The organism is Streptomyces anulatus (assembly GCF_000721175.1).
GTDB lineage: Bacteria > Actinomycetota > Actinomycetes > Streptomycetales > Streptomycetaceae > Streptomyces > Streptomyces anulatus_C.
Map to the genome: position 1 here is coordinate 480,917 of NZ_JOEZ01000016.1, position 16,321 is coordinate 497,237.

At 71.8% G+C, this 16,321-nt stretch carries 11 protein-coding genes; 8 read left to right on the forward strand and 3 right to left on the reverse strand.

Features of this window, described 5'->3' with window-relative positions:
* The first annotated feature begins 33 nt into the window (after positions 1-33).
* Positions 34-2,868 carry an AfsR/SARP family transcriptional regulator gene (locus tag IG90_RS0120360; protein WP_030586187.1) on the forward strand — a complete coding sequence of 945 codons (2,835 nt, stop codon included), beginning with the start codon at positions 34-36 and terminating at the stop codon, positions 2,866-2,868.
* A gap of 306 nt (positions 2,869-3,174) precedes the next feature.
* A complete protein-coding gene (locus tag IG90_RS0120365) occupies positions 3,175-3,987 on the forward strand; it encodes a putative protein N(5)-glutamine methyltransferase (protein WP_030586189.1) in 813 nt (270 codons plus the stop codon).
* On the opposite strand, the gene IG90_RS0120370 is transcribed toward IG90_RS0120365, so the two are convergent.
* Complete coding sequence (locus tag IG90_RS0120370; protein ID WP_233436025.1) at positions 3,959-4,531, reverse strand: pyridoxamine 5'-phosphate oxidase family protein; 573 nt, start codon at positions 4,529-4,531, stop codon at positions 3,959-3,961. The two genes, IG90_RS0120365 and IG90_RS0120370, sit on opposite strands and share 29 nt — an antisense overlap.
* A gap of 167 nt (positions 4,532-4,698) precedes the next feature.
* Between IG90_RS0120370 and IG90_RS0120375 the strand changes: the two genes are divergently transcribed.
* Positions 4,699-7,695, forward strand: coding sequence for a bifunctional [glutamine synthetase] adenylyltransferase/[glutamine synthetase]-adenylyl-L-tyrosine phosphorylase (locus tag IG90_RS0120375; protein ID WP_030586193.1), 2,997 nt, complete (start codon positions 4,699-4,701; stop codon positions 7,693-7,695).
* 96 nt (positions 7,696-7,791) lie between these two features.
* On the opposite strand, the gene IG90_RS0120380 is transcribed toward IG90_RS0120375, so the two are convergent.
* Complete coding sequence (locus IG90_RS0120380; RefSeq protein WP_030586195.1) at positions 7,792-8,775, reverse strand: phosphatase PAP2 family protein; 984 nt, start codon at positions 8,773-8,775, stop codon at positions 7,792-7,794.
* Positions 8,776-8,851: 76 nt separating this feature from the next.
* Entirely contained in the window at positions 8,852-9,895 is a 1,044-nt protein-coding gene (locus IG90_RS0120385) for a LacI family DNA-binding transcriptional regulator (protein ID WP_030586197.1), read from the reverse strand.
* Between the two features lie 357 nt (positions 9,896-10,252).
* On the opposite strand from IG90_RS0120385, the gene IG90_RS0120390 reads away from it, so the two are divergent.
* From IG90_RS0120390 to IG90_RS0120410, 5 genes are all read left to right on the forward strand, one after another.
* Positions 10,253-11,524 (forward strand): extracellular solute-binding protein, encoded by a 1,272-nt coding sequence (locus IG90_RS0120390; RefSeq protein ID WP_030586200.1) that lies wholly within the window; start codon positions 10,253-10,255, stop codon positions 11,522-11,524.
* 19 nt (positions 11,525-11,543) lie between these two features.
* Positions 11,544-12,563: a carbohydrate ABC transporter permease gene (locus tag IG90_RS0120395; RefSeq protein ID WP_030586202.1), complete on the forward strand. Its 1,020-nt coding sequence runs from the start codon at positions 11,544-11,546 to the stop codon at positions 12,561-12,563.
* Positions 12,560-13,438 (forward strand): sugar ABC transporter permease, encoded by an 879-nt coding sequence (locus IG90_RS0120400; RefSeq protein ID WP_030586204.1) that lies wholly within the window; start codon positions 12,560-12,562, stop codon positions 13,436-13,438. The genes IG90_RS0120395 and IG90_RS0120400 overlap by 4 nt, the downstream gene beginning before the upstream one ends.
* 100 nt (positions 13,439-13,538) lie before the next feature.
* Positions 13,539-15,266, forward strand: coding sequence for a glycoside hydrolase family 13 protein (locus IG90_RS0120405; RefSeq protein WP_030586205.1), 1,728 nt, complete (start codon positions 13,539-13,541; stop codon positions 15,264-15,266).
* Positions 15,251-16,312 carry a LacI family DNA-binding transcriptional regulator gene (locus IG90_RS0120410; protein WP_030586207.1) on the forward strand — a complete coding sequence of 354 codons (1,062 nt, stop codon included), beginning with the start codon at positions 15,251-15,253 and terminating at the stop codon, positions 16,310-16,312. The genes IG90_RS0120405 and IG90_RS0120410 overlap by 16 nt, the downstream gene beginning before the upstream one ends.
* Positions 16,313-16,321 lie beyond the last annotated feature (9 nt).

Genomic DNA, 16,321 nt, shown 5'->3' on the forward strand with positions numbered 1-16,321 from the left:
TTCCTGAGGGCTGCTCGGCGATAGACTGCGGCCATGCGCTACGGGGTGCTTGGCCCGCTGGCCGTCTGGGACGCCGAGGGGCGGCCGATCAAGGTCCCCGAGGTGAAGGTGCGCGCCCTGCTGGCCGATCTGCTCGTCCACGGCGGCGGACCGGTGTCGGCGGACCGCCTGATCGAGGACCTGTGGGCGAGCAACCCGCCGGGCGGGTCGGCCAACACGCTGCAGACCAAGGTCTCCCAGCTGCGCCGCGTGCTGGGCCGGGAGCAGGTGGTCCGCGAACCCGCCGGCTACCGGCTGCTGCTGGCGGACGACACGGTCGACGCGGTGGCCTTCCAGGAGCTGGCCGAACGCGCCCGCGCGCACGAGGAACCGGCGGTGAAGGAAGGCCTGTTCGCCGACGCGCTCGCGTTGTGGCGGGGCCCGGCCTACGCCGACGTCGCCGAGTCCCTGTTCGCCCGCGACGAGATCACCCGGCTGGAAGAGCTGCGCCTCGACGTCGTCGAGGACCGGGCCGAGGTGCGGCTCACCCTGGGCGAGCACACCGCGCTGGCGGCGGAGCTGGGGGTGCTGGTGACACGCCACCCGCTGCGCGAACGGCTGCGCATGGCCCATATGCGCGCCCTGTACCGGGCGGGGCGACAGGGAGATGCGCTGCAGAGCTTCCAGGACCTGCGGCGGCGACTGGCCGAGGAGCTGGGGGCGTCACCCGGCCCCGGGGCCTCCGCGCTGCACGAGGCGATCCTGCGCCAGGAGCCGGAGCTGGCCACCCCCGCGATCGGATCGCTGTCATGCCGTACCAACCTGCCCACCCCGCTGACTCCGCTGATCGGCCGGCGCGAGGCGGCCGAACAGGTACGGGCACGGCTGGACCCCGCCGCCAGCACCCGCCTCGTCACGCTCGCCGGTCTCGGCGGAGTGGGCAAGACACGGCTGGCGATCGCCGCGGCGCGCGACGTGGCCGAGCAGTTCGCCGACGGCGTATGGCTGGTCGAACTGGCGGGCCTGGGCGCCGCGTCGGCCCCGGACGACATCGCTGATCGGGTCATCACGACGCTGGGTCTGTGCGACACGGCGGCGACCGAGCCGAACCTGGACGACCTGGTGGGCTGGCTGTGCCGGGCGGTGGCCGACAGACACCTGCTGATCCTGCTGGACAACTGCGAGCACCTGGTCGAGCCGGTCGCCGTGCTCGCCAACGCCGTGCTGTCGGCCGTGCCCGCGGCGCACCTCCTGCTCACCAGCCAGGAAGCCCTCGACGTTCCCGGCGAGGTGGTGCATCCCGTACCGCCGCTGACGCTGCCGGAGCACACCGACCCGCGGATGGTCGCCCGGTCCAGCGCCGTCGAGCTGTTCGTGCAGCGGGCCGCGGCGGCGGCACCCGGATTCGTCCTCGACGCGGACAACGCGGCGGCCGTCTCCGCCATCTGCCGTCGCCTCGACGGCATTCCGCTCGCACTGGAACTCGTGGCGTCCCGGCTGCGGACACTGAGCCCGCACGAGCTCGCGGCCCGCCTGGACGACCGGTTCGCCCGGCCCGACGTCCGGGCGCGCGGACTACCGGCCCGCCAGCAGACACTGCGGGGCATGCTCGACTGGAGCTGGCAGTTGCTGACCTCGGACGAGCGCACCGTGCTGCGGCGCCTCGTCGTGCACGCCGACGGCTGCCTCATGCCGTCCGCCCAGGCGGTCTGCGCCGACGACGACCTGGGTGCCGAACGGATTCCCGACCTGCTGTCCCGGCTGGTGGACCGCTCGCTGGTGGTCCGTGTGGGAAACCGGTTCCGGCTGCTCGAATCAGTGGCCGCCTACTGCGCCGAACGACTGGCGGAGGCGGGCGAGGAGACCGCCGTACGCGCACGGTTCGTACGCCACTGCACCGAGTGGGCCGAGCGGGAGAGCGAGCGGCTGCGCGGCCCGGACCAGCGGAGCTCCCTGGAGCGCCTCAACGCGGAGACCGTCAACCTGCGCCGCGCCCTGGACCTCGCGGTCACCCAGGGCGCCGCCGGATACGCGGTACGGCTGGTGAACGCGCTGGCGTGGTACTGGTTCCTGCGCGGCAAGCTCACCGAGGCCCGCAGGTCGCTCCGGGCTGCGCTGGCCGCCGTCGGCGAGGCCGCCCCGGCCGCCCGGCTGACGGCACGGGCCTGGCTGACCGGCATCGAGCTGCGCACCTCGCAGGCAGGTGCGGCACCGGCCCCGGCCAGTGAGGACCCCACCGCCGGTGTCGAGGATCCGGTGCTGAGAGCCCGGTTGCAGTGGTTCGTCGGCACCGGTCTGACCGGCGACGGCCGGCGCCGGGAGGGGCGGAGGCTGGTGGAGGCGAGCCTGGCCGGAGCCCGCGCCGCCCGGGACCGCTGGGGGGAGGCCGCGGCGCTGGTCGAGCTCGCGAGTCACGCCCCGGCCCAGGGCGCATCGGCGGAACTGGGTGCCGCGCTGTTCCACGAGGTCGGCGACCGCTGGGGCCGCCTCCGGGCCACCCGGTCCCTGGCGCTCGTGGCCGAACGCGAGGGCGACCGGGCGCGGTCGGAACGACTGCACCGGGAAGCTCTCGTGATGGCCGAGGAACTCGGGCTGTGGACCGAGGTCGTCGAGGCGCTGACCTGGCTCGGCAGGACCGCGCTGGCGGGCGGCCGCACGGAGCGGGCGACGGAACTGTACGAGCGTGCGCTGTCGGTGTCGGCCGAGCGCGCCTACAACAGGGGCGAGATCCATGCCGAGTTGGGCCTGGCGCACGCCGCGCGTCTCCGCGGCGACCGGGAAGCCGCCAGGCGCCATGTGAACCGGGCACTGGCCAAGGGCCGTTCATCGGGCCACGCCGCCCATGCCGAGTCCGCGCCGGCGCAACCGAACCTCCGAACCTCGTTCTGAATCGATCGGTCAGCCCCGGCCCCCCTCACAGGAACCCCCGCCCCATCTCGTCCGGAACCTCGTCGATCACAGCCCGCTTCCGCGCCACGTCCGGGCGCGGAAGCGGGCTGTTGTACTGTTACGACCCCCGTACGCCACGGGGAACGACGAGACCGACCGAGGAGGTGAGCCCCATTACCGCTGGATCAGGCTGGGTGCTCACCCCGCGCGATCACGTCGAACGACCGGCAGCGACAGCAGCAGCCGACCGGACGGCCTAGGACGATCGCGGAGCGCCCATCGGTTTTCCCGAAAGGCTTCGCTCGTATGCCGGTTCACCCCTCCGTCCCCTTCTCCACCACCGTCGTCGCCCTCCGCCGCGCCGGCTGTGTCTTCGCCGAGGACGAGGCCCGCCTCCTCCACGAGGCCGCCACCTCCCCGGACGAACTGTCCGCCCTCATCGGGCGCCGCGCCGCCGGACTGCCGCTCGAACACGTCCTGGGCTGGGCGGACTTCCACGGCCGCCGCTACGCCGTGGACACCGGAGTCTTCGTACCCCGGCGCCGTACGGAGTTCCTGGTGGCGCAAGCCGCCGCCCTCGCACCCCGCCGGGCCGTCGTCGTCGACCTCTGCTGCGGTTCCGGCGCGCTCGGCGTCGCCCTCGCCGCCGCGTCGGACGCGGCCGAACTGCACGCCTGCGACGTCGAACCCGCCGCCGTGCGCTGCGCCCGGCGCAACGTCGGCGACCTGGGGCAGGTCCACGAGGGCGACCTGTTCGCCCCGCTGCCCGCCGCCCTGCGCGGCCGGGTCGACGTGCTGCTGGCCAACGTCCCCTACGTCCCCACCGGCGACGTCGAGCTGCTGCCCGTCGAGGCCCGCGTCCACGAACCGCGCGTCGCCCTGGACGGGGGCGGCGACGGGCTCGATGTCATGCGCCGGGTCGCCGCCGAAGCGCCCGAATGGCTCGCGCCCGGCGGCAGCCTGCTCGTGGAGGCGAGCGAGCGGCAGCGGGAGACGGCGGTCGAGGTCCTGCGCGCCGCCGGGCTGCGCACCCGGGTCCTGGTCTCCGAGGAGCTGTACGCCACCGTCCTCGTCGGGACGGCCGGGCGGATCACGGGAAGCGGTAGCGCGTCTGGCTGAACGGCTCCCCCTTGCCGAAGCCGAACGCCGTACGGGGGCGGACCGCGAACACGAGGGCGTGGCCCGCCCCCGCCTGGACGAAACCGCCGTCCTCGACGTCGAAGTGCCAGTCGCCGCCGTACTTCGCCTCCCACTCCCGGGCCAGAGCGGTCAGCCGGCCGTGGTCCGTCACCCGGTCCGCCCGGCCCTCCACCACCACGTCGAAGCCGGAGTTCAGGGTGTTCGCGCCCGTCGTCAGGACCACCTCGGGGTTGCCCGCCAGGTTGCGTGCCTTGCGCTCCTCCGCGCCCGTACAGAAGTGGAGGGCGCCGTCGGACCAGATGCCGATCAGCGGCGTGGCATGGGGGCGGCCGTCCGGGCGGACCGTGGACAGCCAGTACAGCGGGGCATCGGCGAGTACGGCGGCGGCCTCCGGCCACGGGCGGGCCGTCGCGCCCTCGCTGCTGTAGCGGGCGTCCAGCTCGGTCGCCGGGGAAGGGGCGGGTGCATCGGCCGGGGGTCCGGCCGGGAAACCGTCGGGCAGCGGGCTTTCGGTCGTGGACATGGTTCCTCCGCGGGGCGTCGAGGGGTGCTGTCAGGTGCTTTCCCCGGAGGTGGACTCCGCCGCCGCCCCGAATTCATCGGCACAGGACTAGGCTCGGAGAACTGTGACGCGGCAAGGGAGCGGCCGAGCAGCCACACAGATCGGTTCGGGCGGCAGGAGAGCACGGAATGACGACGGTGCCGGGGCGCAGAAGCAGTACGTTCACCAGGCTGCTGCGGCACGGATTCACCGACCCGTCCGCCGCCGAGCAGCTCCTGGGCCTGGACGCGCTGGCCTCCGTACGGTCGGATCCGGTCCTCCTGGAGGCGCTCGGGGCCACCGCAGATCCGGATCTGGCCCTGCGCGGACTGGTCCGGATCGTGGAGGCCGGGGCGGCGGACGAGCGGCAGGTGCTGCTCGACACCCTCGTCACCGCCAAGCCCCTGCGCGACCGGCTCCTCGGGGTCCTCGGCGCCTCGGAGGCGCTCGGGGACCATCTGGCCCGGCACCCGCGCGACTGGAAGGCGCTCGTCACGTACGAGGCGATCGACCTGCACCCCGGCGTCGCCGAGTTCGAGCGCGGGCTCGCCGACGCCGTCGACCCTGACTCGCTTCGGGTCGCCTACCGCCGGTGCCTGCTCACCCTCGCCGCCCGGGACGTGTGCGGGACGACCGATCTCGCCCAGACCGCCGCCGAACTGGCCGACCTCGCCACCGCCACCCTGCGCGCCGCACTCGCCATCGCCCGGACGGCCGTACCCGAGGACGCCGCGCAGTGCCGGCTCGCCGTCGTCGCGATGGGCAAGTGCGGCGGGCGGGAGCTCAACTACGTCTCCGACGTCGACGTGATCTTCGTCGGGGAGGCGCGCGATGGGGTCGACGAGACCAAGGCCATGCAGGCCGCCACCCGGATGGCCGCCCACCTGATGCGGATCTGCTCCGAGACCACCGCCGAGGGCACCATCTGGGAGGTCGACGCCAACCTCCGCCCCGAGGGCCGCAACGGTCCCCTGGTGCGCACCCTCAGCTCCCACCTCGCCTACTACCAGCGCTGGGCCAAGACCTGGGAGTTCCAGGCCCTGCTCAAGGCCCGCGCGGTGGCTGGCGACCCCGAGCTCGGCGCGGAGTACGTCGACGCGGTGTCGCCGCTCGTCTGGGGGGCCGCCGACCGGGAGAACTTCGTCCCCGACGTACAGAAGATGCGCCGCCGGGTCGTCGACAACATCCCCGCCGACCGGATCGAGCGGGAACTGAAGCTCGGCCCCGGCGGACTGCGCGACGTCGAGTTCGCCGTGCAGCTCCTCCAGTTGGTGCACGGACGCAGCGACGCGTCCCTGCGCAGCGGCTCCACCCTGGAAGCACTGCGGGCGCTCGCCGAGGGCGGGTACGTGGGGCGCGCGGACGCCGCCCAGCTCGACGAGGCGTACCGCTTCCTGCGCTCCATGGAGCACCGCATCCAGCTCTACCGGCTGCGCCGCACCCACCTGGTCCCCGAGGACGAAGGGGACCTGCGCCGGCTCGGCCGGTCGCTCGGGATGCGCACCGACCCGGTGAGCGAGGTCAACAAGGCCTGGAAGCGGCACGCCTCCGTCGTACGGCGGCTGCACGAGAAGATCTTCTACCGGCCGCTGCTGGACGCCGTCGCCCAGCTGGCCCCCGCCGAGTCCCGGCTCAGCGCCAAGGCCGCCGCGATCCGCCTGGAGGCCCTCGGGTACGCCGATCCCGCGGCCGCCCTGCGGCACCTGGAGGCCCTCTCCTCCGGGGTCTCCCGCAAGGCCGCCATCCAGCGCACCCTGCTGCCGGTGCTGCTCGGCTGGTTCGCGGACTCCGCCGACCCGGACGCCGGGCTCCTCGGCTTCCGCAAGGTGTCCGACGCGCTCGGCAAGACCCCGTGGTACCTGCGGCTCCTGCGCGACGAGGGCGCCGCCGCGGAGAACCTCGCCCGGGTCCTCTCCGCCGGCCGCCTCGCCCCTGACCTGCTGATGCGGGCACCGGAGGCGGTGGCGATCCTCGGCGACCCGGAGGGGCTCACGCCCCGCACCCGGGCCCACCTGGAGCAGGAGATCCTGGCCGCGGTGGGGCGTGCCGGGGACGCGGAGTCGGCCGTCGCGGTGGTGCGCGGGGTGCGCCGCCGTGAACTGTTCCGCACGACGGCCGCCGACCTCATCGGCTCGTACGGCACCGAGGACAACCCCGCCGAGCAGGACCACGGGGCGCTCGTCGACCGCGTCGGCTCGGCCGTCACCGACCTGAACGCCGCCACCATCGCGGGCGCGCTGCGGGCCGCGGTCCGCGCGCAGTGGGGTGACACGCTGCCGACCCGGTTCGCGGTCATCGGCATGGGCCGCTTCGGCGGACACGAACTGAGTTACGGCTCCGACGCCGACGTACTCTTCGTCCACCGGCCGCGCGAGGGCGTCGGCGACGAGGAGGCGGCCCGGGCCGCCAACACGGTCGTCGGTGAGATGCGCAGGCTCCTGCAGCTGCCTACCGCCGATCCGCCGCTGCTGATCGACGCCGACCTGCGGCCCGAGGGCAAGACGGGGCCGCTGGCCCGGACGCTGAAGTCGTACGAGGCCTACTACCGGCGCTGGTCGCTGGTCTGGGAGAGCCAGGCGCTGCTGCGGGCCGAACCGGTCGCGGGCGACGAGGAGCTGGGGCGCGACTTCATCGAGCTCGTCGATCCGCTGCGGTATCCGGTGGAAGGCCTCGGCGAGGACGCCGTACGCGAGATCCGCCGGCTCAAGGCACGGATGGAGTCCGAGCGGATGCCGCGCGGCGCGGACCCCACGCTCCACGCGAAGCTGGGGCGGGGCGGGCTGAGCGACGTCGAGTGGACCGTGCAGCTGATGCAGATGCAGCACGGGTGGGCGGAGCCCGGGCTGCGTACGACGCGTACGCGCGAGGCGCTGGCCGCCGCGTGTGCGGCGGGACTGATTCCGGCGGAGGACGCGCAGACGCTGGACGAGGCGTGGGTGCTGGCCACCCGGGTGCGCAACGCGGTGATGCTGGTGCGGGGGAGGGCGGGCGACACGTTCCCGTCCGAGGCGCGGGAGATGACGGCGGTGGGGCGGTACCTGGGGTACGAGCCGGGGCATGTCGGGGACATGCTGGACGACTACCGGCGGATCACCAGGAGGGCTCGGGCGGTGGTGGAGGAGCGGTTCTACGGGGCGGCGCCCTAGGTGTTCCGTCCCGGGGCCGGGCCCCGGCGCTGTCGGACTGCTTCGCCCCGGTCCCCGCTCCTCAAGCGCCGGAGGGGCTGGATTTCCGGGCCACCGCTACGGTCTCCGCGAGCCGGCCGTCTCCGTCTCCGCCTCCGGAGCGGTCTCCGGCTCCGGCTTCGCTTTCGGCTCCGGCTCGGGTTCCGAGGCCGGGCGTGGCAGCCGGGCGGCGCGCAGCCTGGTCAGCCGGCTGTTCCCGTTCCCGGCGGGCACGCACTTCGGCAGCCGGTGCGGCAGCGAGCCGTACCAGACGCGGGAGACGGTGTAACCGAACGCCAGGCAGATCATGCCGCCGACCGCGTCCAGCCAGAAGTGGTTGGCGGTGGCCACGATGACGACCAGGGTGAGCGTCGGGTAGAGCAGGCCCAGAATGCGGGCCCAGGGCGCCGAGGCCAGGGCGAAGATCGTCAGACCGCACCAGAGCGACCAGCCGATGTGCATCGACGGCATCGCCGCGTACTGGTTCGACATGTTCTTGAAGTCGCCCGAGGCCATCGAGCCCCACGTCTCGTGCAGGAGCACGGTGTCGATGAAGTTCGCACCGTTCATGAGACGGGGTGGCGCCAGTGGGTAGAGGTAGTAGCCGAGCAGGGCCACTGCCGTCGTCGCGAAGAGGACCAGCCGGGTCGCCGCGTAACGGCCCGGGTGGCGGCGGAACAGCCAGACGAGGACGCCGATGGTCACGACGAAGTGCAGCGTCGCGTAGTAGTAGTTCATCGACACGATCAGCCATGTCACGGAATTGACCGCGTGATTGACCGTTTCCTCGAAGGCGAGGCCCAGGGACTTCTCCGCCGACCAGATCCAGTCCGCGTTGCTCAGAGCCGCCGCCTTCTGCTCCGGAACGGCGTTGCGCACGAGCGAATACAGCCAGTAACTGACCGCGATGAGCAGGATCTCGAACCAGAGCCGGGGGCGGCGGGGGGCCCGCAGCGAGCGGAACCGGGCCGGCCAGCCGGCCTTCTCCGTCCTGTCGGCCGTCATGGGTGAAGGACCGGCCGTCGACCGGCCTTCCTGTGCTGTCACCTGTGTTTCACCCATAGGCAGAGAGTCTTCCATAGTGATTCCCCTGCCCTCGATCATCCTCCGGTCGGGTTCCGGCCGCACATCCTGCACCTCAAGGACGAGAGTGGGACCCTGAGCCGCCTGCGGGTCCGGAGGCCGTCGAGCCGCGGACCACCAGCTCGGGCATGAAGACGAATTCGCTGTGCGGGGCCGGGGTTCCGCCGATCTCCTCCAGGAGCGTGCGCACCGCGGCCTGACCCATCGCCGTCACCGGCTGCCGGATCGTCGTCAGCGGCGGGTCCGTGAACGCTATGAGCGGCGAGTCGTCGTAGCCCACCACCGACAGATCGCGCGGCACCTCCTTCGACAGCCGGCGGGCCGCCCGGATCGCCCCGAGCGCCATCATGTCGCTCGCGCACACGACCGCCGTGCAGCCGCGCTCCATCAGGGCGGAGGCGGCGGCCTGACCGCCCTCCAAGGTGTACAGGGAGTGCTGGATCAACTCCTCCACCTCGTCGGCGGCGAGTCCCAGCTGCTCCCGCATCGTGGAGTGGAAGCCCTCGATCTTGCGGAGCACCGGCACGAAGCGCTTGGGCCCGACCGCGAGGCCGATACGGGTGTGGCCGAGGGAGACCAGGTGCGTCACCGCGAGCCTCATCGCCGCCCGGTCGTCCGGGGAGATGAAGGGGGCCTGCACCTTGGCGGAGAAGCCGTTCACCAGGACGAAGGGGACGCCCTGGCCGCGCAGTTGCTCGTAACGCTGCATGTCGGCCGAGGTGTCCGCGTGCAGCCCCGAGACGAAGATGATGCCGGAAACGCCCCGGTCCACCAGCATTTCGGTGAGTTCGTCCTCGGTGGAGCCGCCGGGGGTCTGGGTCGCCAGCACCGGGGTGTAGCCCTGCCGGGTCAGCGCCTGGCCGATCACCTGCGCCAGCGCCGGGAAGATCGGGTTCTCCAGCTCCGGGGTGATCAGGCCGACCAGCCCCGCGCTGCGCCTGCGCAGCCGCACCGGGCGTTCGTACCCCAGGACGTCGAGCGCCGCGAGGACGGATTCGCGGGTGGTCGCCGCGACTCCGGGCTTGCCGTTCAGGACCCGGCTGACCGTTGCTTCGCTGACCCCCGCCTGAGTTGCGATATCGGCAAGCCGTGCGGTCATGGGATGGGACTGTACCGGGCCCGTGTCGGATTGCCCACCGTGCGCGGGGTGGTGCGGAGGTGCTGCGGGGGAGGTCGTCGGCGGGGTTTCCGGCAATGTCTTGCAAGGACTTGCGGCCCTGGATCGCGGACTGCGGTCGGATCGTCGCACTGCGGATATGTCGTGCCCCGCCTGTCCCTGCCAGGGATGAGCGACGTCCGTCAAGGGGCTTGACGGCAACCTTGAGGACACGCGAATGTAACGATCACCAGGGCTTGCAGAAATCTTCCGCAAGGTCTTTCGGTCGTCTTTCATCCTTGTTACGTTCACGTCGACCCGGCGCCGCGACGGAGCGGTACGGCAGTTGAAGGAGTTCAGATGCGACGTGGCATAACGGCCACCGCCCTGGTCGCGGCCCTGGCGCTCGCGGCGACCGCCTGCGGCAGCGACGACGAGACCGGCGGCGGCAAGAGCTCGGGCGAGCTCTCCGGCACGGTGACCTGGTGGGACACCTCCAGCGTCGGCAGCGAGGACAAGGTCTTCAAGAAGCTGGCCGAAGGCTTCGAGAAGCAGCACCCGAAGGTCGACGTCAAGTACGTCAACGTGCCCTTCGGTGAGGCGCAGAACAAGTTCAAGAACGCCGCCCAGGCCGGCGGCGGCGCCCCCGACGTGATCCGCTCCGAGGTCGCCTGGACGCCGGACTTCGCGAACCTCGGCTACCTGGCCTCGCTGGACGGCACCCCCGCCCTGAAGAACCAGGACGACTTCCTCAAGCAGGCCGTCGCGTCCACCGAGTACGAGGGCAAGACCTACGCCGTCCCGCAGGTCATCGACTCCATGGGCATCTTCTACAACAAGAAGCTGTTCAAGGAGGCCGGCGTCGAGGCGCCCGCCGACCTGGACGACCTCAAGACCGTGGCCAAGAAGATCAAGGCCAAGACCGGCAAGACCGGTCTCTACCTGCGCGGCGACGACCCGTACTACTTCCTCTCCTTCCTGTACGGCGAGGGCGGCGACATGGTCGACGCCGGCTCCAAGACCGTCACCGTGGACAAGCCCGAGGGCGTCAAGGCGTTCAAGGCGGTCAAGGCCCTGGTCGACGACGGCACCGCGAAGACGGATGCCTCGGACGGCTGGGAGAACATGATGCAGTCGTTCAAGAACGGCGACGTCGCGATGATGATCAACGGCCCCTGGGCCGTCGCCGACACCCTGACCGGCAAGGAGTTCACGGACAAGGACAACCTGGGCGTCGCCCCGGTCCCGGCCGGCTCCGCCGCCCAGGGTGCCCCGCAGGGCGGCCACAACCTCGCCGTCTACGCGGGCTCCAAGAACCTCGACGCCTCGTACGCCTTCGTCGAGTACATGACGTCCGTGGACAGCCAGGCCACCGCCGCCGGCGAGCTGAACCTGCTGCCGACCCGCACCTCCGTGTACGCCAAGAAGGAAGCGGTCGACAGCGAGATCGTCGGCTTCTTCAAGCCGGTCGTCGAGACCGCCGTCGAGCGCCCGTGGATCCCCGAGGGCGGCAGCCTCTTCGAGCCGCTGCGCGTCGAGTACACCAAGGTCCTCACCGGCCAGACCACGCCGGAGAAGGCCGCCAAGTCGACCGGCGACTCCTACCGCAAGCTCCTCGAGGGCTGGAAGTAACAGGAAGGTTGGCCGACTGATGGCTGTCCACACCAGCCAGTCGGTGGTGAAGGCCGCGGGCGGAAACGTCGCCCGCGGCCGGAGCCGCGGTACTGGCACCCCACCACCGAAGCCCGGCCGGATCCGGCGGGCCCTGTCGGTCCACTGGTACGCCTGGGCCATGGTCGCCCCGGTCGTCGTCGTGATCGGCGTGATCATCGGCTATCCGCTGGTCCGCGGCATCTACCTCTCGATGACCGACGCCGACGAGCGCAACGTCGCACGCTCCATCGGCGTCAACGAGATCCCCGCCACCTACGAGTTCGTCGGCGCGGACAACTACATCGACGCGCTGACCGGCTCGCAGTTCCTCGGCACGCTCGGCTGGACGCTGGTGTGGACCGTCTCCTGCGTGAGCGTCACGTTCGTCCTCGGCATGGCCCTGGCGAACATCCTCAACCGCCGCATCGCCGGACGCTCCGCCTACCGCATGGCCCTCATCCTGCCCTGGGCCATCCCCGGCTTCGTCTCCGTCTTCGCCTGGCGCTTCCTCTACAACGAGGAGCGCGGTCTGCTCAACAAAGTCCTCGGCGGCGCCGGCATCGACGCCGTACCGTGGCTGAACGACCCGTCCTGGGCCAAGTTCGCGGTCATCGCCGTCAACGTCTGGCTCGGCATCCCGTTCATGATGGTCGCCCTCCTCGGCGGACTCCAGTCCATCCCCTCCGAGCAGTACGAGGCGGCCGAGATGGACGGCGCCACCGCCTGGCAGCGCTTCCGCCACATCACGCTGCCGGGACTGCGCCCGGTCTCCACCACGGTGGTCCTGCTCTCCACCATCTGGACCTTCAACATGTTCCCGGTGATCTTCCTGCTGACCCGCGGCGGACCCGGCGAGGCCACCCAGATCCTCGTGACCCAGGCCTACAAGTTCTCCTTCGAGATCAGCCCGCGCGACTACGCGCAGTCCTCCACCTGGGGCGTGCTGATCCTCGTACTCCTGATGCTCTTCGCCGTCGTCTACCGGCGAGTCCTGCGCTCCCAGGGAGACAACTGGTGACCACCGCGACCGAAACCCCCGCCCGGCACGCCGTGCCCAAGGTCCGGCTGCGCGGCGAACGCTCCCCGCTCGCCTCCGTCGCCCTGCACCTCACCCTGATCACCGCCTCGGTGATCGCGGTCTTCCCGGTGCTGTGGGTCCTGCTGACCTCGCTCAAGCCCGCCAAGTACGCCACCACCACGGACTTCTTCCGCGAGACGACGTTTCTCAACTACACGAACCTGATCCGCGACACCGAGTTCCTCAACTGGTTCGCCAACTCGGTGATCATCTCCGCACTCTCCACCGTGATCGGCGTCTTCGTCGCCGCCACCACGGGATACGCGGTGAGCCGCTTCCGCTTCCCCGGCAAACGCGGGCTGATGTGGACGCTGCTGATCACCCAGATGTTCCCGGTCGCCGTCCTCATCGTGCCGATCTACAACATCATGTCGACCCTGGGGCTGCTCAACCAGCCCACCGGACTCGTCATCACCTACCTCACCATCTCGGTGCCGTTCTGCGCCTGGATGATGAAGGGCTTCTTCGACACCATCCCGCGTGAGATCGACGAGTCGGGCGAGGTCGACGGCCTCACCCCGTTCGGCACCTTCTTCCGGCTCATCCTGCCGCTGGCCAAGCCGGGCCTCGCGGTCACCGCGTTCTACTCCTTCATCACCGCCTGGGGCGAAGTGGCGTACGCCTCCGCCTTCCTGGTCGGCGACGAGAACCTGACGCTCGCCGGCGGACTGCAGAAGTTCGTCAACCAGTACGGCGCCCAGTGGGGCCCCATGACGGCGGCCTCCGTGCTCATCGCCATCCCGGCCGCCCTGGTGTTCCTGTTCGCGCAGAAACACCTCGTCACCGGCATGTCCGCCGGGGCCGTCAAGGGCTGAGGCTCGCGGCTCCCGCACGCACCACCGCACCCGTCACGGCGGCGCCGGCTCCCCGACCCGGTCACCGGCGCCGCTCCCCACCCAGACACCCAGGGACGACATGACCCAGCACCTCGCTGCCCCCTCCACCGGCACGTCCGACGACGCCCCGGGCCACCGCACCGGCTGGTGGCAGGACGCGGTGATCTACCAGGTCTATCCGCGGAGCTTCGCCGACGGCAACGGTGACGGCATGGGTGACCTCGCCGGCGTCACCGCCCGCCTCCCCTACCTCCGGGACCTCGGCGTCGACGCGGTCTGGCTCTCCCCCTTCTACGCCTCCCCGCAGGCCGACGCCGGCTACGACGTCGCCGACTACCGGGCCATCGACCCGATGTTCGGAACCCTGCTGGACGCCGACGCCATGATCCGCGAGGCGCACGGTCTGGGCCTGCGCATCATCGTCGACCTGGTGCCCAACCACTCCTCCGACCAGCACGAGTGGTTCAAGCGTGCCCTGGCCGAGGGCCCCGGCTCCGCCCTGCGCGAGCGCTACCACTTCCGCCCCGGCAAGGGCGCGAACGGCGAACTCCCGCCCAACGACTGGGAGTCCATCTTCGGCGGCCCGGCCTGGACGCGTACGACCGACCCGGACGGCACCCCCGGCGACTGGTACCTCCACCTCTTCGCCCCCGAGCAGCCCGACTTCAACTGGGAGCACCCGGCAGTCGCCGACGAGTTCCGCTCCATCCTGCGCTTCTGGCTCGACATGGGCGTCGACGGTTTCCGGGTCGACGTCGCGCACGGCCTCGTCAAGGCGGAGGGCCTGCCCGACCTCGGCTCGCACGACCAGCTCAAGCTGCTCGGCAACGACGTCATGCCGTTCTTCGACCAGGACGGCGTCCACGAGATCTACCGCAGCTGGCGCACCATCCTCGACGAGTACCCCGACACGATGGGGCCCGGAGGGCCTTCCTCGGAAGGGCGGCGGCAGGTGACGGGCGGGCGCATCGCCGTGGCCGAGGCCTGGACGCCCACCGTCGAGCGGACCGCCAACTACGTGCGCCCCGACGAGATGCACCAGGCGTTCAACTTCCAGTACCTGGCGACCGCCTGGGACGCCGCCGAACTGCGCAAGGTCATCGACACCTCGCTCGACGCGATGCGCCCGGTCGGCGCCCCCACCACCTGGGTGCTCTCCAACCACGACGTCACCCGGCACGCCACCCGGTTCGCCAACCCGGCGGGCCTGGGCACCCAGATCCGTACCCCCGGCGACCGCGAGCTGGGCCTGCGCCGTGCCCGCGCCGCCTCCCTGCTGATGCTCGCCCTGCCCGGCTCCGCCTACGTCTACCAGGGCGAGGAGCTCGGCCTGCCCGACGTCACCGACCTGCCCGACGAGGCCCGCCAGGACCCCTCGTTCTTCCGCGCCGAGGGCCAGGACGGCTTCCGCGACGGCTGCCGCGTCCCGATCCCGTGGACCCGCGAGGGCACGTCGTACGGCTTCGGCGACGGCGGCAGCTGGCTCCCGCAGCCCGCCGGCTGGGGCGAGCTGTCCGTCGAGGCGCAGACCGGCGCGGAGGGCTCCACCCTGGAGCTGTACCGGGCGGCGATCTCCGCCCGCCGGGAGCACCCGGGCCTCGGCGCGGGCTCCGACGTCGAATGGCTGGACGGCCCCGAGGGCGTGCTCGTCCTCGCCCGCCCCGGCTTCGTCTGCACCGTCAACACCACCGGCGCCCCGGTCCGGATCACCGCCCGCGGCCGGGTGCTGCTCGCCAGCTCGCCGGTCACCGTGGACGGTGCCGAGGCCGTGCTGCCCGCCGACACCACGGTGTGGTGGACGGTGTGACACCGCCCGCACCCAGGACCACCGCCGCGCCCCGGCTCTCCGACATCGCCGGCCAGGCGGCGGTCAGCGAGGCGACGGTCAGCCGGGTCCTGAACGGGAAGCAGGGCGTCGCGGACACCACGCGTCAGCGGGTGCTCGCGGCGCTCGACATCCTGGGCTACGAGCGGCCCGTACGGCTGCGGCAGCGCAGCGCCGGACTGATCGGCCTGGTGACGCCCGAACTCACCAACCCGATCTTCCCGGCGTTCGCGCAGTCCGTCGAGCAGGTGCTGGCCGGGCACGGCTACACCCCCGTGCTCTGTACCCAGCTGCCGGGCGGGGCCACCGAGGACGAGCTGGTCGAGCAGCTCGTGGAGCGGGGCGTCGGCGGCATCGTCTTCCTCTCCGGGCTGCACGCCGACACCTCCGCCGACCCGGGGCGCTACGCCGCGCTCACCGAGCGCGGCGTGCCGTTCGTCCTGATCAACGGCTACAACGAACGCATCAGCGCACCGTTCGTCTCGCCCGATGACAACGCTGCCGTACGGATGGCGCTGGGACACCTCGCCGACCTCGGCCACCGCCGGATCGGCCTGGCCATCGGCCCGCAGCGCTACGTCCCCTCCCGCCGCAAGCGCGACGGGTTCGTGGAGGCGGCCGTCTCGGTCCTCGGTATGGACCGCTCGGAAGCCGAACTGCTGGTCTGCTCCACGCTGTTCAGCGTCGAGGGCGGTCAGGTGGCGGCCGGCGCCCTGCTGGACGCGGGCTGCACCGGCATCGTCTGCGGCAGCGACCTGATGGCCCTCGGCGTGGTCCGCGCCGCGCGGGGGAGAGGCCTGGAGGTGCCGCGTGACGTCTCGGTCGTCGGCTTCGACGACTCACAGCTCATCGCGTTCACCGACCCGCCGCTGACGACCGTGCGCCAGCCCGTGCAGGCGATGGCGGCGGCCGCCGTGGGCGCGCTGCTCGAGGAGATCGGCGGGAGTCCGGTGCAGCGCACCGAGTACGTATTCCAGCCGGAGCTGGTCGTCCGGGGCTCGACGGCGGCGGTACGCACGGGGGACTGAGCCGGGCGG

What these genes read in the sequence shown, in the direction of transcription:
- IG90_RS0120370 (WP_233436025.1), bottom strand. Translation starts at nt 4,531, where the DNA reads ATGTCCACGACCGAAAGCCCGCTGCCCGACGGTTTCCCGGCCGGACCC.
- IG90_RS0120405 (WP_030586205.1), top strand. Translation starts at nt 13,539, where the DNA reads ATGACCCAGCACCTCGCTGCCCCCTCCACCGGCACGTCCGACGACGCC.
- IG90_RS0120390 (WP_030586200.1), top strand. Translation starts at nt 10,253, where the DNA reads ATGCGACGTGGCATAACGGCCACCGCCCTGGTCGCGGCCCTGGCGCTC.
- IG90_RS0120375 (WP_030586193.1), top strand. Translation starts at nt 4,699, where the DNA reads ATGACGACGGTGCCGGGGCGCAGAAGCAGTACGTTCACCAGGCTGCTG.
- IG90_RS0120380 (WP_030586195.1), bottom strand. Translation starts at nt 8,775, where the DNA reads ATGGGTGAAACACAGGTGACAGCACAGGAAGGCCGGTCGACGGCCGGT.
- IG90_RS0120360 (WP_030586187.1), top strand. Translation starts at nt 34, where the DNA reads ATGCGCTACGGGGTGCTTGGCCCGCTGGCCGTCTGGGACGCCGAGGGG.
- IG90_RS0120365 (WP_030586189.1), top strand. Translation starts at nt 3,175, where the DNA reads ATGCCGGTTCACCCCTCCGTCCCCTTCTCCACCACCGTCGTCGCCCTC.
- IG90_RS0120385 (WP_030586197.1), bottom strand. Translation starts at nt 9,895, where the DNA reads ATGACCGCACGGCTTGCCGATATCGCAACTCAGGCGGGGGTCAGCGAA.
- IG90_RS0120395 (WP_030586202.1), top strand. Translation starts at nt 11,544, where the DNA reads ATGGCTGTCCACACCAGCCAGTCGGTGGTGAAGGCCGCGGGCGGAAAC.